Below are 19,692 nucleotides of genomic sequence, written 5' to 3'. Positions count from 1 at the left end.
CGTAACGTGGGTGAAGGCAATCCGAAGGTTTACCGTCCGTACTGTCCTCCCCGAGAGCATTGCTCCGCTGGCAAGGTTGGCCAAGAACCTCCGCTGGAGCTGGCATCAACCCACGCTGGAGCTCTTCCATGACCTGGACCCGCAGAACTGGGAAGCCAGCGGCCACGACCCGATCCGTGCCCTGGGAGCGGCCAGCCGCCAGACCCTGGAGCGCATCGCTGCCGATCCGGAACTGGTTGAACGCATCCGGACCCTGGACGAGGGACTCGAGCACTATCTGAGCGCCCCGCGCTGGTACCAGTCGCTGGGCGAAGACGCTCCCCGGTCTATCGCTTACTTCTCGCCCGAGTACGGCATCAGCGCTGTCCTTCCCCAGTACTCCGGCGGTCTCGGCATCCTCGCGGGAGACCACCTCAAGGCTGCCTCAGACCTTGGCGTACCTCTGGTCGGCGTCGGCCTGCTGTATCAGGCCGGGTACTTCAAGCAGTCCCTGTCCCGGGACGGATGGCAGCAGGAAACCTACCCGGTCCTGGACCCCAACGGGCTGCCGCTGACACTTCTGCGTGAAGAAGACGGCACACCTTCCCGGATCAACTTGCCGCTGCCCAACGGCCGGCACCTCATGGCGCAGATCTGGCGCGCCGACGTCGGACGCGTCCCCCTGCTGCTGCTGGACGCGGACGTCCGCGGCAACGACGACGCCGCCCGCGGGATCACCGACCGCCTCTACGGAGGCGGCGGGGACCACCGCCTCCAGCAGGAGCTCCTGCTTGGCATGGGCGGGGTCAAAGCGCTCCGGGTCTTCGAACGTCTGACGGGGGCGCCGTCTCCGGAGGTTTACCACACCAATGAAGGCCATGCCGGTTTCCTCGGCGTCGAGCGCATCCGGGAGCTGATGGATACCGGGATGGGCTGGGAAGAAGCCCTTACTGTCACCCGTGCATCGACAGTCTTCACGACCCACACCCCCGTTCCCGCCGGCATTGACCGCTTTGACCAGGCGGAGGTGCGGCACTTCCTCAGCGCCGGCCTCGCCCAGTCCGTTCCTACGGACAAAGTGCTCGCATTGGGGGCAGAGGACTACGAGGGCGGAGATTCCGGCAAGTTCAACATGGCCGTTATGGGACTGCGCCTGGCGCAGCGGGCCAACGGCGTAGCGAAACTCCACGGCGAAGTCTCCCGCCAGATGTTCTCCGGCCTGTGGCCCGGCTTCGATGTCTCGGAGGTTCCCATCACCTCGGTGACGAACGGCGTGCATGTGCCCACCTGGGTTGATCCGCAGCTCACCGAACTGGCCAAGCAGCAGTTTGGCATCGCTTCCGTCCATGACCGGGACTGGGCACGCGCCTATGAAGTTCCCGACCAGGAACTCTGGGACCTGCGGCGCCGGTTGCGCAGCAATTTGATCGAGGACGTCCGCGGCCGTGTCCGCGCAGCGTGGCTCAAGCGCGGCGCCGCCGACGCCCAGCTGGGCTGGACCGACGAGGTGCTCGATCCGGACATCCTTACCATCGGGTTTGCACGCCGGGTCCCCACCTACAAGCGCCTCACCCTGATGCTGCGCGATCCTGCCCGGCTCAAGGCCCTGCTCCTGCACCCGACCCATCCCGTTCAAATTGTCGTTGCCGGTAAATCGCACCCGGCGGACGAGCAGGGAAAGCGGATGATCCAGGACCTGGTGCAGTTCACCGACGACCCGGAGCTGCGCCACAGGATCGTCTTCCTGCCGAACTACGACATCGCCATGGCGCGGACACTGTTCCCTGGCTGCGACGTCTGGCTGAACAATCCGATCCGTCCGCTCGAAGCATCCGGGACGTCCGGCATGAAGTCCGCCATTAACGGCGGCCTGAACGTGTCCATCATGGACGGCTGGTGGGACGAGATGTACGACGGCGACAACGGGTGGGCGATCCCCTCGGCCAACCCGCGGGAAGGGACGCACACCCGCGAGCTCTACACCGCGGACCAGAGGGACGACATCGAGGCTTCGGCCCTGTACGACCTCTTGGAAAACACCGTCGCTCCCCTGTTCTACGGGCAGGAGCCTCCGGGCGACGCCGGTGCTGCCGGGCCGTCGGACGCGCCGGCGGACTCCCTGCCGCGCGAGTGGCTGGAAATGGTCAAGCACACGCTGGCTGAACTCGGGCCGCAGGTGTCTGCCTCGAGGATGCTGAAGGACTACGTGAACCGGCTGTACCGGCCGGCCAGCGACTCCGGCCGCACAGCCGCAGCGAACCAGTACCAGGCTGCAAAGGAACTCGCGGCGTGGATCCTGAAGGTCCGGGACGGCTGGTCAGGCGTTTCCGTGGAGCACGTGGATTCGATCGGCATCTCCGACGCACCGCAGATCGGTGACAGCCTCACCATTCAGGCCTACGTCAGCCTGGGCTCGCTCAAGCCCTCGGATGTGGTGGTGGAGGCCGCCTACGGCAAGGTCTCCAGCACGGACAAACTGAGCGATCACCAATTCCTCGACCTGCAGGTCGCCGAGGATCTCGGCTCGGGCCGGTACCTCTATTCGGGAACACTGCACATCGAGGTGGCGGGTTCGTTCGGCTACACCGTGCGCGTCCTGCCGGAACACTCCGGCCTGGCCTCCAAGGCGGAGCTGGGCCTGGTCGCGAACGCCTGACCGGACTGGCGGAGCCTCAGAGACGGTAGACGCTGATGGAATTGGCAGCGACGCGGTCCTTCTCGCCGCCGGACAGGCGGGCGCCCCTGCGGCGCCCTTCCGGATCCGAAGTGGCGAGCAGCAGGTCGTAGAACTGTCCCTGGTTGGCAGCCGCAACTCCGCTGGCACGCAGCGTTTCCATGTCCGGCAGGACGACGTCGACGGGTTCCGTCTGTCCGTTGATGACCACGAGTCCGACGCGTTCACCCCGCTCCGATCCAAGCAGCAGCTGCAGCACCCGGCAGGATGGGTCGTGCCAGCCGGCGTCGGACATCGGCTCCCCGTCTGCGCTGAACCAGAGCAGCTGCGCAGCCCGGGCGTCGTCGGGGAAGGCATAGGGCTGCCGGGCCAGGAATTCCCGGCGCAGCCGCAGCAGCCGCGCCGTGGCCTCGAACATTCGGCGGGCGTCGTTGCCGTGGTCCCAGGGGAACCACGCGGTCTCGTTGTCCTGGCAATAGGTGTTGTTGTTCCCGTGCTGGGAGCGGCCTACCTCGTCGCCGGCCGTGATCATGGGAACACCGAGGGAAAAGAGCAGGGTAGCCATGAGGTTTCGGGCTGTCTGCGCCCGGTGTTCCTGGATCTGCGGGTCGTCAACCGGACCTTCGCAGCCGTGGTTCCAGCTGCGGTTGTGGTTCGATCCGTCCCGGTTATCCTCGCCGTTGGCGTAGTTGTGCTTGTGGTCGTAGGCAGTGAGGTCGGCCATGGTGAAACCGTCATGGGCCGTGACGAGGTTGACCGAGGAGAGCGGGGTCCGGTCCGAACGGGCGAAGAGGTCGGCGGAGCCGGAAAGGGCACCACCGAGGCGTGCCAGCGATCCGGCGGGTTTCCCGGCGGCCAGCGCCGCCTGGTCCTCCAGCCAGAAATCCCGGACGGTGTCGCGGAAATGGTCGTTCCAGTCGGCCCACCCGGGCGGGAAGTTCCCGGTTTGCCAGCCGTCCGGACCCAGGTCCCAGGGTTCGGCGATGAGCTTGATGTCCTGCATCACGGGATCGGCAGCGAGTGCCACCAGCAGGGGATGCCGGCGGTCAAACCTGTTTTCCTCATCCCGGGCCATCGTGGGCGCCAAGTCGAAGCGGAATCCGTCCACGTGGTATTCGCGGACCCAGTGACGCAGCGAGTCGAGCGTCATCTGGACGACCCGCGGTTCACTGAAATCCAGGGTGTTGCCGCAGCCGGTGGTATCCAGGTAGCGGCCCTCGGCATCGTGGCGGTAATAGACCTTCTCGCCGAGTCCGCGCCAGCAGAGGGCGGGCTCGTTCGGACCGCCCTCTGCAGTGTGGTTGTAGACGACGTCAAGGATGACTTCCAGGCCCGCTGCGTGCAGGGCCTTCACCATGGCCTTGAACTCGTCTTGGACAGCCTGCGGCCCGGCGGCCTGCGCGATCGCAGTGGCATAGCCGGTGTGCGGGGCGAAGTAGCCCAGGGTGTTGTAGCCCCAGTAATTCGTCAGGCCCAGCTCCCGCAGGTGCAGCTCGTCGATGTGGAAGTGCACGGGCAGCAGCTCGACGGCTGTGATTCCGAGGTCCAGCAGGTATTGGATCGTGGCGGGATGCCCCATGCCCGCGTAGGTGCCGCGCAGTTCCTCCGGCAACGCCGGGTTGAGCATCGTCTGGCCGCGGACGTGCGCCTCATAGATCACGCTGTCCCGCCACGGCGTGTGCAGCTGTCCGTCGCCGTCCCAGTCGAAGCCGGACTTCGTGGCTACGGAAAAGTACAGCGGACGGCCCTCGGCGTCCTGCTTCGTGTCGATGCCCCGCCCGTACGGGTCCAGCAGCAGCTGGAACTCACCGGGCGCGGCAGGGAGGGGTTCTCCACCGCCCCAGAACCCGTAGCGGATCCCGGGGGTGAATCCTTCCGCCCGGCCGTGGTGGATCCCGGCAGACTTGCTGTCCAGCCGCCGGGACACCCATCCCCCCGGCACCGTCTCGTACCAGATGTCCACAGACTCCAAGCCCGGTGCGTACACCGAGACGTTGACGGCACCCGGAACGTCCGGGACGCCGGCAACGCCTTCATGGACTCCCAGGGGGAATGCCTTGGAAACCCGTTCCGAGGGAATCTGTTTACCCCCAGTGACGACGTGTGCCATGTTGCCTCTCCGTCGCTCCGCAGGGCTTAGGCGGAGCGCTGCCGTGAAACTTCGTAAAGGGTGATCCCGACTGCCATGGAGGCGTTCAGGGATTCCATGGCGGAGTCGATCGGGATGGAAACGATCTGGTCGCAGTTCTCCCTGACCAGCCGGGACAGGCCCTTGCCCTCAGAGCCGACCACGATGCAGACCGGCTCCTTGGCCAGCGCCAGGTTGGGGAGGGAAACGTCGCCGTCGCCGTCCAGGCCCAGGACAAAGATGCCCATCTTTTTGAACGTCTTGAGTGTGTTGTTCAGGTTGCTGGCGCGGGCAACCGGCACACGGACGGCAGCTCCTGCGCTGGTCTTCCAGGCAGAGGCCGTGACGCCGACGGAACGGCGTTCGGGAACGATCACGCCGTGGGCGCTGAAGGCCGATGCGGAACGGATGATCGCTCCGAGGTTCCGGGGATCGGTGATGCCGTCCAGCGCCACGAAGAGCGGCGCGTTTTTGATGTGGCCCTTCTTCCAGGCCTGGATGGTCTCTTCGGCAAGGTCCGTGGGGTCCGCGTACTCGTACGGCGGGATCTGGAGGACGAGGCCCTGGTGCACGGCCTCATTGGTCATCCGGTCCAGTTCCGGCTTGTGCGTTTCCATGACGGGCAGGCCGCGCTCGGATGCCATCTTCAGGGATTCGCGGACGCGGTCGTCCATGTCGATCCGCACGGCCACGTGCAGGGCCTTGGCCGGGATGCCGGCACGCAGCGCCTCAACCACCGAGTTGCGCCCGGTGACCACTTCCTCGGCGACCTTTCCGCGCGCGGGCGCGTTGCGGCCGCCGGTGCGCTGTCCGCCGTGCTTGGCGGCGGAGCGTTCAGCCAGCTGCTTGCTCTTGTATGCCTTGTGGTAGGGGCGGTCTTCAGCCTTGGGCGTCGGTCCCTTGCCTTCGAGGGCCTTGCGTCCGAGGCCGCCGGTGCCCTGGGAAGGGCCCTTTTTGGCTTTGCGAATCGCGCCGGGTCGTCCGTGGTTGGCCATGGGTAATACACCTTAAGTAGAAGAAAGCACTACTTCTAGTCTACGCAGGCCGTCCAATCCCGTGTGCCGGACCCCGTGGGTGTTAGCCGAGAGCTAACGCCTACCCCTGTTCCAGTGACCAAAGGGCGCCGTCGGCGGTGTCTTCCACCACAATCCCGGCAGCCGCAAGGGAGTCCCGGATCGCGTCGGCGCGTGCCCAGTCCTTGGCTGCCCGCGCGTCGCCGCGCTCACGCAGGAGGTCCTGGATCAGGCTGTCCAGGGCCGAGTGCTCAGGCCCGGATGCGGCGGCCGGTGCCTGGACGGCGTCCAGGCCGAGTACACCGGTCATCGCACGGACCTGTGCCAGGGAAGTGCGGGCGGTTTCGAGGTCCGCCGCTGCCAGCGCCGTGTTGCCGGCACGGACAGTGTCATGCAGGACGGCGAGTGCCTGGGGGACGTTCAGGTCATCATCCATTGCCGTTCCGAAGGCTTCCGGCAGGTCTGCTGCACTGCCGCGCACTTCCCCGACCTTGGCTTCTGCCTTGGCGATAAACCCGTCGATCCGTTCCACGGCCGCCGCAGCTTCCTGGAGCGAAGTGGGCCGGTAGTCCAGCACGGAGCGGTAATGGGCCTGGCCGAGGTAATAGCGCACGACGCGCGGGGAGGCCTCGGCGAGCATCTGCGCCGGGCTGATCGTGTTTCCAATGGACTTGGACATCTTTTCACCCTCGAAGGTGACCATGCCGTTGTGCATCCAGAAATTCGCGAAACCGTCGCCTGCCGCCTGGGACTGGGCCATCTCGTTTTCGTGGTGCGGGAAGCGCAGGTCCAGGCCGCCGCCGTGGATGTCAAAGCGCGGGCCAAGGTACTTCGTGACCATGGCCGAGCACTCCAGATGCCAGCCCGGGCGGCCTCGGCCCCAGGGGCTGTCCCAGGCGGCCGTCTCGGGATCGGTGTCCTTGTGACCCTTCCACAGCGCGAAATCGCGCGGATCCCGTTTGCCGCGGGGATCGGCGTCGGGCGCTGCCTGCATGTCATCGATGTCCTGGCGGGTCAGCGAACCGTACGCCGGCCAGGAGCGTACGTCGAAGTAGACATCACCTGAGTCATCCAAGGCCGGGTAGGCGTGCCCCGCGTCAATGAGCCGCTGGATCAGGGCGTGCATTTCGGGGATGTGGCCTGTTGCCCGGGGTTCGTAGGTGGGCCGCTGGACGCCCAGGACATCGTAGGCCCGGGAGAACTCCTGCTCGAACCGGTAGGCCAGTGCCCACCAGGGTTCATCCGGTATGACGCCGTCTGCGGGTTCGGCACCAACGGAAGCCGCGGCCTTGGCCAGGATCTTGTCATCGATGTCAGTGACGTTGCGGACGGCAGTGACACGGTAACCGCGGGCCTGCAGCCAGCGGGTCAGCTGGTCGAAGGCAATAGCGGAGCGGATGTGCCCAACGTGCGGCAGGCCCTGCACCGTGGCCCCGCAGTAGTACAGGCTGACCTGCCCGGGAACCAGGGGCTCGAAGTCCCGGAGGCGGGCAGTTGCTGTGTCATAGAATCTCAGGCTCACTGCTCTAGGCTACCGCGTGCCGTGTTCCGCCCCTCCCCAGTGTTAAGGCGTCAGGCCTGAACGACGACGGCGGTAGCCACGGCGGCGATTCCCTCGCCGCGGCCGGTGAAGCCCAGGCCGTCCGTCGTGGTCGCCGAGACGCTTACCGGAGCTCCCGCCGCTTCGCTGAGCACTGCCTCAGCCTCGGCCCGGCGCGGGCTGAACTTGGGCCTGTTGCCGATCAGCTGCACCGAAACGTTCCCGATCCGGAAGCCGGCTTCCCGGACCAGCCGGGCCGCCTCAGCCAGGAGAACCGTTCCGGAAGCTCCGGCATATTCCGGCCGGTCCGTTCCGAAGTGCAGTCCCAGGTCGCCGATCCCGGCGGCGGAAAACAACGCGTCGGCTGCGGCGTGGGCCACCACATCGCCGTCGGAATGTCCGGCAAGTCCGCGTTCGCCCTTCCATTCCAGGCCCGCTACCCACAGCGGGCGGGGCGAATCCTCAGGGGCGAACGCATGCACGTCGGTCCCGATTCCGGTGCGGGGCAAGGCAATCACGGTCTAGTCCTCCTGCATGCTGGATCCGCCTGCAAGTACCGCTTCGGCAAGCAGCAGGTCCAGGGGGGTAGTGATTTTCATGGACATGGCGGAACCTTCCACCACGTGCACCCGAACGCCCAGGCTTTCGGCCAGCATGGCATCGTCCGTGATGGCTGCTGCCCGTTCTTCGGTGAACTCCGTGGCTGCCGCGTGCGCGCGGCGCAGCAGGTCTGCGTCAAACCCCTGAGGCGTCTGCACCGCCCGAAGCGAAGCCCGGTCCGGCGTAGCCGTCACGCGGGCCGGTGCCAGTGCGGCCTCCTCGGAGGATGTGGCTTCCACGGTTTTCACTGTGTCCGTTACGGGAACAGCTGGAATGACCGCCCGTGCGCCGGCTGTCAGTGCCGACGCCACGCGATGGAACACCTGGGCGGGTGCCATCGCACGAGCCGCGTCGTGCACCAGGACGAAGTCGATGTCGGCGGGCAGCGAGTTCAGGGCAGCGCGGACCGAGTCGGACCGGGTGGCGCCGCCGTCGACCACCGCCACAGGGCAGCTCAGCTGTGACGCTGCGCAGAGAGCACGGAGGACCGTGTCGGCAGCCGGTACGGCAACGCTGATGAAGGAGGCGACGCCGGAGGCATCCACGCCCCGCAGGGCGTGCGCCAGCAGCATTTCACCTGCCAGGGGAACCTGGGCCTTCGGCATGCCGTAGCCCAGGCGCTGGCCGGAACCGCCGGCCACCAGGATGACGCCCACTCGCTGCGGGACGGGATTGGAGTCTGACACGTACCAAGCCTAGTGCCCCGCGGCGTCAGTCCAGCGGGACCGGACCCGTTGACCGGCCCGGGCAGCGCAAACACGTGTCCTTAAACGGCAGAAGCCGGCCCTTTGGGGCCGGCAACTGATCGCCAGGGTCTAGCTTGCCAGGACTTCGTCCAGAACAGCGGCCGCCTGGTCTTCGTCCGTCTTTTCCGCCAAGGCGAGTTCTGAAATGAGAATCTGCCGGGCTTTCGCGAGCATCCGCTTTTCACCTGCGGACAGCCCGCGGTCGTGGTCGCGGCGCCACAGGTCGCGAACGACCTCTGCAACCTTGACTACGTCGCCCGAAGCCAGCTTCTCCAAATTCGCCTTGTAACGGCGGGACCAGTTGGTGGGCTCTTCTGTCAGTTCGGCACGCAGGACATCGAAAACATGCTCGAGGCCTTCCTTGCCCACGACGTCGCGCACTCCAACGAGGTCAACGTTCTCTGCCGGTACTTCAATGGTCAGATCACCCTGTGCCACCTTGAGCTTGAGATACATTTTCTCTTCGCCCCTGATGGTCCGCATCTTGATCTCTTCGATCTTTGCGGCACCGTGGTGAGGGTAAACAACTGTTTCGCCAACCTCAAAAACCATGTGGACTTTCCCCTTTCCCGAACCCTACTTTAGCATGCAAGCGACACGCCGAGAAGAGTTTTCGCAGGTCAGGGGCACGAGCCCAAAAACTGAGTAGTATTCGGCCTCCCGCACGTAGCCTACTGAGTAGTTCCGTAAAGGCCCCTGACGTCGCGAAATCCATGTTTTTAGCTGATTGCCGATAGGCTATGAGCAAACGTTCCCCAGGTCCTCCGACCGCCACACATCAGGAGTTTGTGCTGTGAGATTCACATCCAGGAACCGGACGCGCAGTGCTGCCGCCGCCGGTGTTATCGCGCTGTCGCTGCTGGGCGCCACCGGCTGCAGCGTCGTGAACGATCAGGCAACCACCATGGAGTACTCCCCGTCCGACGGAATCGTCCAGGACCTCGGAGACATCCAGCTGCGCAACATCCTGGTTGTCAGCGACGGAGACGGTGAGCCCGGGCGGCTGCTTGGCACCGTCGTCAACGATTCCTCTGACCCGATGAACTTCGAACTTGAGGTCGGCGGCTCGACCCTGACGTGGAATATCCCCGCCGGCGGCAAGGTCGTTTATGACGACGCCCCGCAGTCCGAGGTTCTCGTCGAAACCGTTGCCGTCCTGCCCGGCACCGGCATCCGCGCCGAAGCCACGGCCGGCACGGAAACTGCCACCCTGAACGTTCCCGTGGTTGACGGCCAGATCCAGTACTACCAGGACTACCTGCCGACTCCTGAACCGACTCCTGCGGAGACCCCGGCCGGCGAACCGACCGAGACTGCTGCTCCGTAGCCAGTACACAGTTTGCATTTGGAAAGGGCCCCGTCCACTGCCGGACGGGGCCCTTTCCATGTTCTCCCACTTGCGCTCCGGCCGGAGCGGTCACGCCTCGAACTTGTAGCCCAGCCCGCGGACGGTGACCAGGTGCCGGGGAACGGAAGGGTCCGGCTCGATCTTGGCGCGCAGCCGCTTCACGTGCACGTCCAGGGTTTTGGTGTCCCCCACATAATCGGCGCCCCAGACGCGCTCGATCAGCTGGCCGCGGGTCAGGACGCGGCCCGAGTTCCGCAGCAGCATTTCCAGCAGCTCGAACTCCTTGAGCGGCATGGGCACGTTGACCCCGTCGACGCTCACCACGTGCCTGTCCACATCGAGGCGTACATGGCCGGCCTGGACGGCAGCTGAGGCGAAGTCCCCGGCGTCGCTGCGGCGGCGCAGGACCGCACGCACCCGCGCCAGAAGCTCTCGCGAGGAGTAGGGCTTGGTCACGTAGTCATCGGCACCCAGCTCCAGCCCCACCACCTTGTCGATCTCGGCATCGCGTGCGGTCAGCATGATCACCGGCACGTCGGAGCGCTGGCGCAGCTGCCGGCAGACCTCTGTCCCGGACTGGCCGGGCAGCATCAGGTCCAGGAGCACCAGGTCCGCCCCTTTCCGGTCAAACTCGGCTACGGCGTCGAGCCCGTTATCCACCACCGCGACCTCGAACCCTTCGCGTTCGAGCAGGTAGGACAACGGGTCGCTGAAGGACTCCTCGTCCTCCACAATCAGGATCCTGGCCAACTTACTCCTTGCCTGCCCGTGCGGGCTCGGCCTCGGTCCGGGGCAGAACCTCCGGACTATCTTCGCTGTCTGCTGCATCCAATTCCGGAAGCTTCACGGTGAAAGTCGATCCCTGGCCCGGCTGCGACCAGAGGTCGACCTCCCCGCCATGGTTCGCTACGACGTGCTTGACGATGCTCAGTCCGAGCCCGTTGCCGCCGGTATTGCGGGAGCGTGCGTCGTCGATGCGGTAGAAGCGTTCGAAAACCCGCTCCTGGTCCTCAGCGGCGATGCCCGGTCCGCGGTCCGTCACCGTGACCTGCGCCAGCCCGTCCCGGGAACGGATTCCGACGCCGATTTGGCTGCCCTCGGGCGAGTACCGGATGGCGTTGTCGATGAGGTTCCGGAAGGCAGTGGTAAGCATGGGCCCGTCCGCGTAGACAGGATTCTCCGCGGCGCCGCCCACAACCACCGTGATGTTGCGTTCTTCGGCGGCAAGCCGGTTCGCCTCCACCGCATCGTTGACGAGCTCATTGATATCCGCCGGCTCGGCGTGGTCCACGACGTCGGTGCCCTGAAGCCGTGACAGTTCGATGATGTCCTGGACCAGGGCGGACAGCCGGACGGTTTCCTTCTGCATGCGCTTGGCGAAGCGGCGGACAGCTTCTTCGTCTGCTGCCGCCTCGTCGATCGCTTCCGAGAGCAGGGAGATGGCGCCGACAGGTGTCTTGAGCTCGTGGGAGACGTTAGCCACGAAGTCGTTGCGCATCTCTTCGGTCCGGGTGGCCTCGGTCCGGTCGTCGGCGAGGATCAGGATGTATTCCTCGGCGATCGGCGCCACGCGCAGCTGCAGGATCAGGCTGCCCTGGCCCAGGGGACCGCGTTGGAGTTCCACGTTGCGTTCCTCGATGACGCCGTCGCGGCGCACCCTGCCGGTCAGTGCCAGGACGTCGTCCTGCACCAGGGTGTGTCCGCGGACCAGTCCAAAGGCGTAGGCGCCCGGGCTGGCCCGCACAACGCCGTCGATCCCGTCCACGACGATGTACGCACGGCCGAGGACGCCGAGGATTTCGGCAGCACCTTCGGACAGCGCAGGTTCGTCCACCTCAGCGAGTTCGCGGCGGTGGCGCTGGCTGGAGAAGTATGCGACGACGCCGAAGACGCCAACGGCCAGGCCGAGGATGCCTGAGAGCAGGCCCAGCAGTACAGGGTTCACAGTCCTAGCTTAGGCGGACGCCGCCGGACCGGCAGATGCTCCAGTGGCATTCAACCAAGCGTTAAACTAACGTTCACTTCAAGAGGGCCGACCGTTAACCAGAGGCAGGCACCATGAATGGAGCCGTACCGGCAGGTGTGGCGGCCCTGTAAGAGTTCATCGAAAGGACGCATTAAGTGCGCAAGGTTTTCCAGGCCGAGCTTCACCAGATTGGCGAGGAGCTGACCCAGATCTCACAGCTCGTCACGGAGGCAATGAAGAAAGCCACGCAGGCGTTCGAGACGGCAGACACTGAGCTGGCACAGGATGTTATCGCCGCCGATGCCCGCATCGATTTCCTGCAGAATGATCTGGACGAGCGGGCCATCGATGTCCTGGCCCTGCAGGGTCCGGTAGCCAGCGATCTCCGCATGATCGTCGGTTCCCTGCGGATGAGCGCTTCCCTTGAACGCATGGGTGATCTCGCCCGTCACATCGCCCAGCTCGCGAGGCTGCGCTACCCCGCGAACGTGGTTCCCGCCAACATGGTCGAGACGTTCATGGAGATGGCACGCCTGGACATTGCCATCTCCGAGCTGCTCACCGAACTGCTCGAGACCCGCAACCTCGAACTGAGCAAGGACATTTACGCGCACAACACCCGGATCAACGAACTGCACGCCGGTGTGTTCAAGGCCGTGGCTTCTCCCGACTGGGACAACTCCCCCGTCACGACGGTGGACCTCACGCTGGCCAGCCGGTATTTCGAGCGCTTCGCCGACCACGGCGTCTCGGTGACCCGCAAGGTCAACTACCTTGTCACGGGCGAGTGGCAGCCCATCTCTGAGGGATCCGTCTAGCCCTCATCTTCATCGAGATACAGAAACTGCCCGTATGAGAGCTCATACGGGCAGTTTCTGTTATCTCGCGTAATACGGGGCTACTTTTTCTGCTTGCCCTGGTTTGCAACCGCCTTGATCGACGCCGCCGCCGCCTCCGGATCCAGGTAGGTGCCGCCGGCCTTGACCGGCTTCAAGTTCTCGTCGAGCTCGTAGACCAGCGGAATGCCGGTGGGGATGTTGACCGCGGCAATGTCGGCGTCGGAGATGCCGTCCAGGTGCTTGACCAGGGCACGCAGGGAGTTGCCGTGCGCTGCGATCATGACGGTCTTGCCGGACCGGATGTCCTTGGAGATCTCCTCCTCCCAGTACGGCAGGAAGCGCTCCAGGACGTCCTTGAGGCACTCGGTGCGCGGCAGCTCATCCTTGCTGAGGTCGGCATAGCGTGCGTCGTTGGCCTGGGAAAAGTCGCTGTCGTCCGGCAGGGGCGGCGGCGGGGTGTCGTAGGACCGGCGCCAGAGCATGAACTGCTCCTCGCCGTACTCGGCCAGTGTCTGCGCCTTGTCCTTGCCCTGGAGGGCACCGTAATGCCGCTCGTTCAGGCGCCAGCTGCGCTTGACATCGATCCAGATGCGGTCGGCTGCGCCAAGCGCAATGTTGGCCGTGTTGATGGCCCGCTGCAGCCTGGACGTGTAGAGGATGTCCGGGAGGATGCCGTTCTCGACGAGCAGTTCACCGCCGCGGAGGGCCTCTTGCCGGCCCAGGTCCGTGAGGTCCACGTCCACCCAGCCGGTGAAGAGGTTCTTTTCATTCCATTCACTCTGCCCGTGGCGCAGAAGGATCACTTTGTAGGTCATAAAAGCATCGTATCGTCAGTGCGCGGAGCGGGGCAGGGCCGGACGTAACCATTGCACTTGAGGCAGGTTTTTGCGCTGCGCCGGGAGGACGCGGGATGCCGGCAGGGAGGCTGAGGGGGATGGAAGCGGTCAGGACCACCGTTCGCCGGACGGTAACATTGTTTGGTGAAAATCCCCCTCAAACCCGTGGGAAATGTGACGCGGGGCACTACAAATCCCAACCGTCTCCGGCGTGTGGACCGTTGGCTTGCTGGTCCTGAAGCATGGCGTTTGAGGCAGGCGGCGGATCCCCTGGTCATCGACCTCGGGTACGGGGCCGCGCCCACCACGGCCGTGGAACTTCATGCCCGCATGGGAAGCGTGCGTGCCGATGTCTCGGTCATCGGAATTGAAATCGATCCGAACCGGGTCCGGGCTGCGAAGCCGCTGGAACGGGAGGGCCTGACGTTTCGGCAGGGAGGCTTCGAACTGCCCCTGGACGGCCGGCGCCCCATCATGGTCCGGGCCTTCAACGTCCTGCGCCAGTATGCGGAGCACGAATACACCGCCCACTGGGACATGGTCCGCAGCCGGCTGGCTGAGGGCGGCGTGTTCATTGACGGCACCTGCGACGAGATCGGGAGGCGGTCCACCTGGGTTGTCCTGGACAGGCAGGGGCCGCTGTCCCTGAGCATCTCCCTGCGCTTCGGATCCTTCGAACTGCCCTCTGATGTGGCCGAACGGCTCCCCAAGGCGCTGATCCACCGCAACGTTCCCGGCGAAAAGGTGCACGCCTTCCTGCAGGCGATGGACAAAGCCTGGCTGGACGCCGCTCCGATGGCGTCCTACGGCAACCGGCAGCGCTGGATTGCCATGTGCCGGTCGCTCAAGGACCAGGACTGGCCGCTGCTGACCGGCCCGGGACGCTGGCGACTGGGCGAGGTCACGGTGGCGTGGGACGCCGTCGAGCCTTCCCGGGACTACCAGGAACCGTAGGCCCCGCCGCGTCCCTTGGACTCGTTGAGGGCCGGGCGCACGTCGGCAAGGTAGACCGAAGCGGCCACGACGGCAGCCAGTTCGAAGAGCAGAAGCGCCAGCGGCCCGAACAGCAGCACCGAGAGCAGGCCGACCGCGGCGGCACCGCCGGTGAGGCCCATCCAGAAACCCTTGGTCCGCTTGTAGGCGCGCTCGAAGTCTGCGGGCTTGCGCCGTACACAGTCGGCAAACGCCCACAGTTCAATTCCCAGCGCCACAATCCCCAGGGCGAGGTAGAGCAGGTTCTGCAGCTCGAAGACAAGTATCACTGGCACAGCCTACCGCGGAAGCGCCTCATCGAGGTCCCTCCACAGGTCCTCGACGTTCTCGATTCCGACCGAAAGCCGCAGCAGGTTCTCCGGAACGGAGACGGGTTCGGCGGGCTGGCGGCGCCGGCGTTCGATCAGTGACTCCACCCCGCCCAGCGAGGTGGCCGGCAGCCAGATCCCGACTTTCTCCGTGACGGCGTCGGCTGCATCGGCGCCTCCCGCCACCTCAATGCACACGATGGAACCGAAGCCGTCCATCTGTTCCGCGGCCCGGAGATGCCCGGGATCGCCGGGAAGCCCGGGATAGCGGACTGCTTCAACGCCCGGATGGTCCTGCAGCCGAAGGGCGAGTTCCATGGCGGTAGCCATGGAACGCTCAACCCGCAGTGCCAGTGTGCGCAGCCCGCGCAGTGCCAGCCACACTTCAAAGGGTCCACCCACCGCGCCGTGCAGGGACCGGTACGTCAACAGCTGTGCGCGCAGTTCGGGATCCGAGGTGACGGCAGCGCCGAGCACCACGTCGGAATGGCCGGAAAGGTACTTCGTGACGGAATGGACGACGACGTCGGCCCCCAGGTCCAGGGGCCGGGTCACCAGCGGCGTCGAGAAGGTGTTGTCCGCTACCACCAGCGCGCCGGCGGCATGGGCGGCATCCGCCAGCGCACGAATGTCCGCTACCTCGAGCATGGGGTTGGTGGGGCTCTCAATCCAGAGCATGCCTGCACCGTCGAGGGCGGCGACCACTTCTTCCGTATTCGCAATGTCCACGGTCCGGATGTTGATCCGCCCGTTCTGTGCCTCACCCGCCGCGAGCACGAGCGAACCCTGATAGGTATGCCGGGGCATCACCAGGGTCCCGCCGGTTGGCAGCAGGGACATCGCTGCGATCACGGCTGCGAGCCCGGAGGAGTAGACCAAAGCGGGCAGCTCGGAGTTCTCCAGGGTGCCAAGTGCTTCTTCGAACGGATCCCAGGTGGGATTTGAGTACCTGCCGTACACCCTGTCCCCCTCGCGGGTTGCCCTGGTGCCCAGGAAGGTGGACGTCAGGACAATGGGCGGGTTGACTGCCGAATCTGCTGTCCGCTCGGGGCGGCCGGCGGACACGACAGTTGTTTCGGGGGACAGTCCGGCGTGCTGGGGACCCGTGGTTGTGCTCATGGCACTTAGCCTAGACCGGAGCGGAGCGCGGACGCCGAGTGTTTCGCCGCGGCCTGTCACGTTCGGACACAGAGGGCGCATGGCACCCCGCAGCCGGTTCCCAGCCTGACTGGGTAGGCTAGGCGGGTGAGTAATTCTGAACCTTCCGCTGGACTCTTCATCGCGTTCGAAGGCGGCGACGGCGCCGGCAAGTCAACGCAGGCAACTTTGCTCACCCAGGCACTGCAGGATGCCGGCCGCACCGTGGTCCGCACCCGTGAACCCGGAGGGACACCCGTCGGGGAAAAGCTGCGCGCGCTCGTCCTTGAACACGGCCACGGCGAGATCGATCCGCGCACCGAAGCCCTCATCTTTGCCGCATCCCGGGCCGCACACGTTCAGCAGGTAATCCGGCCCGCCCTGGAACGCGGCGACGTCGTGGTCTGCGACCGCTACATCGATTCCTCCGTGGCCTACCAGGGTGCAGGCCGCGCCCTGGGCACGGACCCGGTCCGCCACGTCAACGAATGGGCAACCGAAGGCCTGGTCCCGGACGTCACGGTGCTCCTGGATGTTGACCCCGAATCGGGCCGGACCCGCCGGACAGCCTCCGCCGGCGCCGAGGACCGGCTGGAGTCCGAGCCGGATGAATTCCACGGCAGCATCCGCGCCGCCTTCCTTGCCCTGGCCGAAGCGTCGCCGGAACGCTATCTGGTGCTTGATGCCAGGGCCCCCGTTGCCGAACTGGCGGACCAGATCCTCGCCCGGATCGGCGCCCTGCTGCCATGACGGTATGGGATGACCTCCAGGGCCAGGCACCGGTTGTCGAGCAGCTGCGCCGCGCCGCCGCCGAGGGCCAGCCGACCCATGCATGGCTTTTCACCGGGCCGCCCGGTTCCGGACGGTCCAATGCTGCCCGCGCCTTCGCCGCAGCACTGTTGTGCGAACAGGCCGACCCCGCCGAGCGTGGCTGCGGTGAATGCCGGGCCTGCCGCACCGCCCTGGCCGGCTCACATGCTGACGTCTCATCCGTGACCACCGAAAAAGTCACCATCAGCATCGAGGAGGCCCGCGAGCTGGTGAAGAAGGCGCAGGACAAGCCTTCCACCGGCCGGTGGCGCGTGATGATCGTCGAAGATGCGGACCGTATGCAGGAACGCAGCACGAACGTCCTGCTCAAGGCGATTGAAGAGCCGCCGCCGCGGACCATCTGGCTGCTCTGTGCACCGAGTCCCGGTGACGTGCTGGTGACCATCCGCTCCCGCTGCCGCCCGGTAGGCCTGCGGCTGCCTCCGGTGGACGACGTCGCCGAACTGCTGGTGCGCCGTGACGGCATCGATCCGGAGGTCGCCATGGGAGCTGCCAGGGCAGCGCAGAGCCACATTGGCATTGCCAAGCGCCTGGCCACCGATGAGGGCGCCCGGGCCCGGCGCGAGAAGATCGTGCGGCTGCCGCTGTCCCTGCGCAGCGTCTCCGGAGCGATGAAAGCTGCTGCGGACCTGGTGGCCCTCGCGGAGGCAGAGGCCTCCAGTTCCTTTGAGCAGCGCGACGCCGCAGAGAAGGCCGCCTTGCTCGCCTCCCTCGGCGCACCGGAGACCGGGACCCTGCCTCCGTCCATGCGCAGCCAGGTCAAACGCCTCGAAGAGGACCAAATCCGGCGGGCCAAGCGTTCCAAGAACGACTATTTCGACCGGGCGCTCACAGACCTGCTCTCCTTTTACCGCGATGCCCTGGTCCTGTCCCTGGACTCGGGCACGGACCTGGTGAACGAGTCCCTTCGCCCGGAGCTGGAGGACTTTGCCTCACGGAACACTGCAGAAGTGATCCTGGCCCGCATGGAGGAGATCAACGACGTCCGGCGCCGGCTGGTCACCACCAACGTCGCCCCGCTGCTGGCCATCGAAGCGATGGCCGTCAGCCTGCTGTAACACTTGTTTCGCACCAGACCCGCCCAGGACCCAGGAGCCGCACCCATGACCCCAGCACGACGCCGTCCCAGGGCTCTGTCTGCCCGCAGCCTGCGCCGCGCCGCGGCAGCCGGATCCGCCGCCGTCGTGCTCGCTTCCCTGGTGGCTTGTGTTCCCGGTGAGTCCGCAGGGCCGGAGCGGGGCACCCAGTCCGCGGCGCCGGAAGTCATCGGGGACGTTCCCGCGGAGCTTGAGTCCTACTACATGCAGGAGGTGGTCTGGGATTCCTGCGAAGACTCCTACCTCTGCGCCTCCATCGAGGTTCCCCTGGACTATTCGAATCCCCGGGACAACAGCATCGAACTCGAAGTGATCCTCTCCGAGGCAGGCGGAACCGCGGAGGGAACCATCCTGGTAAACCCCGGCGGGCCCGGCGGCTCAGGATATGACACGGTGCTCGAATCGCTCGAAGGCGTGACAACCAGCCGGCTGCGCGATGACTTCAACATCCTCGGCTTCGATCCGCGCGGCGTCGGACGTTCCACGCCGGTGGACTGCCTCACCGATGAAGAATTGGATGCCTCCCGCAACGAGACGTTTGATCCCTCGACTGATGCCGGGTTCGAGGAGGCGCGGGCGAATGCGGCGGACTACGCGGCACAGTGTGCCGAGGAGTCCGGGGACCTGCTGGGCTTCGTCGACACGGCCAGCGCCGCACGGGACATGGACATCCTGCGGGCCGTCGCCGGGGACTCGAAACTGAATTACCTCGGGTTCTCCTACGGCACCTTCCTGGGCGCCACCTACGCCGAACTGTTCCCGAAGACGGTGGGACGGATGGTGCTCGACGGCGGAATCGACCCCTCAGCCAGCAATGAGGAGATCACCCTGGGACAGGCCCGTGCCTTCGAAAAGGCCATCCGCGCCTATGTCGAAGACTGCCTGACTTCCTCGAACTGCCCGCTCAGCGGCACTGTCGACGACGCCGTGGAAACGATCCGCGACCTGATCGCTTCGGTCGAGGTGAGCCCGATGACTGCCGCGGACGGCCGGACGGTCACGGCCTCCACCTTTGTCAGCGGGTTCATCCTTCCGCTCTATAACGACGCCAACTGGCCGGCACTGACGCAGGCTCTCTCTTCCGCGCTGCGGGGCGACCCGACGACCATCCTGATGCTGGCCGACCTGGGCGCCGAGCGGGAGGAAGACGGCTCCTACGCGTCCAATTCCTTCGAAGTCTTCAGCGCCGTGAACTGCCTGGACTATCCCATGGAAACCGACCGGACCCAGATGGACCTCGACGCCGCCGAACTGGAAGCTGCCTCCCCCACGCTCGGACGTTTCCTCGCCTACGGCGGGTTGACCTGTGAAGCCTGGCCGCATGAGCCCACCGGCGAACCGCACCGGATCGCTGCCGAAGGAGCAGCTCCGATCCTGGTCCTCGGCACCACCGGCGACCCGGCGACTCCGTACGAGTGGTCCCAGGCCCTGGCCGGCCAGCTGGACTCAGCAGTGCTGGTGACGTGGGAGGCCGAAGGACACACCGCGTACGGACGGGGCAACCAGTGCATTGCCGATGCCGTGGATGATTACTTCATCGACGGCACGGTCCCCCAGGACGGGCTGGTCTGCTCCTAGTCAGGAGGCAGACCCCGGCGTTTTGACCCGGGTGCTCCCGCCGTATAAAGTTGTTCCTTGTGGATTCTGGCCGTTGACG

The 19,692-nt window shown here is 65.9% G+C and carries 18 protein-coding genes; 7 read left to right on the top strand and 11 right to left on the bottom strand.

The annotated features are described in order from the left end of the window. Positions 1-10 precede the first annotated feature (10 nt). Positions 11-2,635 (top strand): alpha-glucan family phosphorylase, encoded by a 2,625-nt coding sequence (gene glgP / locus NF551_RS02445; protein ID WP_227896114.1) that lies wholly within the window; start codon positions 11-13, stop codon positions 2,633-2,635. Positions 2,636-2,651: 16 nt separating this feature from the next. Here the strand turns inward: glgP and glgX are convergent, their stop codons facing one another. From glgX to NF551_RS02415, 6 genes are all read right to left on the bottom strand, one after another. Continuing rightward, positions 2,652-4,763 carry a glycogen debranching protein GlgX gene (gene glgX / locus NF551_RS02440; protein WP_227896115.1) on the bottom strand — a complete coding sequence of 704 codons (2,112 nt, stop codon included), beginning with the start codon at positions 4,761-4,763 and terminating at the stop codon, positions 2,652-2,654. A 26-nt stretch (positions 4,764-4,789) separates the two neighbouring features. Beyond that, complete coding sequence (gene rlmB, locus NF551_RS02435) at positions 4,790-5,776, bottom strand: 23S rRNA (guanosine(2251)-2'-O)-methyltransferase RlmB (RefSeq protein WP_227896116.1); 987 nt, start codon at positions 5,774-5,776, stop codon at positions 4,790-4,792. 100 nt (positions 5,777-5,876) lie between these two features. Next, the gene (gene cysS / locus NF551_RS02430; protein WP_227896117.1) at positions 5,877-7,316 is read right to left on the bottom strand and encodes a cysteine--tRNA ligase; all 1,440 of its coding nucleotides are present in this window, start codon (positions 7,314-7,316) and stop codon (positions 5,877-5,879) included. A 50-nt stretch (positions 7,317-7,366) separates the two neighbouring features. Beyond that, entirely contained in the window at positions 7,367-7,849 is a 483-nt protein-coding gene (gene ispF, locus NF551_RS02425; RefSeq protein WP_227896352.1) for a 2-C-methyl-D-erythritol 2,4-cyclodiphosphate synthase, read from the bottom strand. 6 nt (positions 7,850-7,855) lie between these two features. Further along, positions 7,856-8,620: a 2-C-methyl-D-erythritol 4-phosphate cytidylyltransferase gene (gene ispD, locus NF551_RS02420; protein ID WP_227896118.1), complete on the bottom strand. Its 765-nt coding sequence runs from the start codon at positions 8,618-8,620 to the stop codon at positions 7,856-7,858. Between the two features lie 129 nt (positions 8,621-8,749). After that, the gene (locus NF551_RS02415; RefSeq protein ID WP_227896119.1) at positions 8,750-9,232 is read right to left on the bottom strand and encodes a CarD family transcriptional regulator; all 483 of its coding nucleotides are present in this window, start codon (positions 9,230-9,232) and stop codon (positions 8,750-8,752) included. Positions 9,233-9,473: 241 nt separating this feature from the next. Here NF551_RS02415 and NF551_RS02410 point away from each other — a divergent pair, with 241 nt between their 5' ends. Further along, positions 9,474-10,007, top strand: a complete 534-nt coding sequence (locus NF551_RS02410; RefSeq protein ID WP_227896120.1) for a hypothetical protein — start codon at positions 9,474-9,476, stop codon at positions 10,005-10,007. A gap of 90 nt (positions 10,008-10,097) precedes the next feature. On the opposite strand, the gene NF551_RS02405 is transcribed toward NF551_RS02410, so the two are convergent. Both NF551_RS02405 and NF551_RS02400 read right to left on the bottom strand, forming a co-directional pair. Further along, positions 10,098-10,778 (bottom strand): response regulator transcription factor, encoded by a 681-nt coding sequence (locus NF551_RS02405; RefSeq protein WP_227896121.1) that lies wholly within the window; start codon positions 10,776-10,778, stop codon positions 10,098-10,100. 1 nt (position 10,779) lies between these two features. Next, a complete protein-coding gene (locus tag NF551_RS02400) occupies positions 10,780-11,973 on the bottom strand; it encodes a sensor histidine kinase (protein WP_227896122.1) in 1,194 nt (397 codons plus the stop codon). 176 nt (positions 11,974-12,149) lie between these two features. Here NF551_RS02400 and phoU point away from each other — a divergent pair, with 176 nt between their 5' ends. Then, positions 12,150-12,812 (top strand): phosphate signaling complex protein PhoU, encoded by a 663-nt coding sequence (gene phoU, locus NF551_RS02395; RefSeq protein WP_227896123.1) that lies wholly within the window; start codon positions 12,150-12,152, stop codon positions 12,810-12,812. Between the two features lie 80 nt (positions 12,813-12,892). On the opposite strand, the gene NF551_RS02390 is transcribed toward phoU, so the two are convergent. Then, entirely contained in the window at positions 12,893-13,648 is a 756-nt protein-coding gene (locus tag NF551_RS02390) for a phosphoglyceromutase (protein WP_227896124.1), read from the bottom strand. A gap of 186 nt (positions 13,649-13,834) precedes the next feature. On the opposite strand from NF551_RS02390, the gene NF551_RS02385 reads away from it, so the two are divergent. Next, a complete protein-coding gene (locus tag NF551_RS02385; protein WP_227896353.1) occupies positions 13,835-14,623 on the top strand; it encodes a class I SAM-dependent methyltransferase in 789 nt (262 codons plus the stop codon). On the opposite strand, the gene NF551_RS02380 is transcribed toward NF551_RS02385, so the two are convergent. Together NF551_RS02380 and NF551_RS02375 are read right to left on the bottom strand one after the other, a co-directional pair. Then, positions 14,608-14,931: a DUF2516 family protein gene (locus NF551_RS02380; RefSeq protein ID WP_227896125.1), complete on the bottom strand. Its 324-nt coding sequence runs from the start codon at positions 14,929-14,931 to the stop codon at positions 14,608-14,610. The two genes, NF551_RS02385 and NF551_RS02380, sit on opposite strands and share 16 nt — an antisense overlap. A gap of 9 nt (positions 14,932-14,940) precedes the next feature. Beyond that, positions 14,941-16,089, bottom strand: a complete 1,149-nt coding sequence (locus NF551_RS02375; RefSeq protein WP_227896126.1) for a trans-sulfuration enzyme family protein — start codon at positions 16,087-16,089, stop codon at positions 14,941-14,943. Between the two features lie 126 nt (positions 16,090-16,215). Between NF551_RS02375 and tmk the strand changes: the two genes are divergently transcribed. Genes tmk through NF551_RS02360 form a run of 3 tightly spaced genes read left to right on the top strand, consistent with a single transcriptional unit; the run spans position 16,216 to position 19,613 of the window. Continuing rightward, the gene (gene tmk, locus NF551_RS02370) at positions 16,216-16,857 is read left to right on the top strand and encodes a dTMP kinase (protein WP_227896127.1); all 642 of its coding nucleotides are present in this window, start codon (positions 16,216-16,218) and stop codon (positions 16,855-16,857) included. Beyond that, complete coding sequence (locus tag NF551_RS02365) at positions 16,854-17,996, top strand: DNA polymerase III subunit delta' (RefSeq protein WP_227896128.1); 1,143 nt, start codon at positions 16,854-16,856, stop codon at positions 17,994-17,996. Before tmk ends, NF551_RS02365 begins: the two co-directional genes overlap by 4 nt. Positions 17,997-18,041: 45 nt before the next feature. Beyond that, on the top strand, positions 18,042-19,613 hold the full coding sequence (locus tag NF551_RS02360; protein ID WP_227896129.1) for an alpha/beta hydrolase: 1,572 nt from the start codon (positions 18,042-18,044) through the stop codon (positions 19,611-19,613). Positions 19,614-19,692: the final 79 nt, after the last annotated feature.

Source organism: Arthrobacter caoxuetaonis, from assembly GCF_023921125.1.
In the GTDB taxonomy this organism is placed as follows: domain Bacteria; phylum Actinomycetota; class Actinomycetes; order Actinomycetales; family Micrococcaceae; genus Arthrobacter_B; species Arthrobacter_B caoxuetaonis.
Note: the sequence above shows the minus strand (reverse complement) of the source record. Positions and strands in the feature narration are given on the sequence as shown.

Bases quoted from the DNA above. Each gene is read 5' to 3' on its own strand.
- NF551_RS02375 (WP_227896126.1), bottom strand. From the start codon at position 16,089: ATGAGCACAACCACGGGTCCCCAGCACGCCGGACTGTCCCCCGAAACA.
- rlmB (WP_227896116.1), bottom strand. From the start codon at position 5,776: ATGGCCAACCACGGACGACCCGGCGCGATTCGCAAAGCCAAAAAGGGC.
- NF551_RS02360 (WP_227896129.1), top strand. From the start codon at position 18,042: ATGACCCCAGCACGACGCCGTCCCAGGGCTCTGTCTGCCCGCAGCCTG.
- NF551_RS02365 (WP_227896128.1), top strand. From the start codon at position 16,854: ATGACGGTATGGGATGACCTCCAGGGCCAGGCACCGGTTGTCGAGCAG.
- glgX (WP_227896115.1), bottom strand. From the start codon at position 4,763: ATGGCACACGTCGTCACTGGGGGTAAACAGATTCCCTCGGAACGGGTT.
- NF551_RS02390 (WP_227896124.1), bottom strand. From the start codon at position 13,648: ATGACCTACAAAGTGATCCTTCTGCGCCACGGGCAGAGTGAATGGAAT.
- NF551_RS02415 (WP_227896119.1), bottom strand. From the start codon at position 9,232: ATGGTTTTTGAGGTTGGCGAAACAGTTGTTTACCCTCACCACGGTGCC.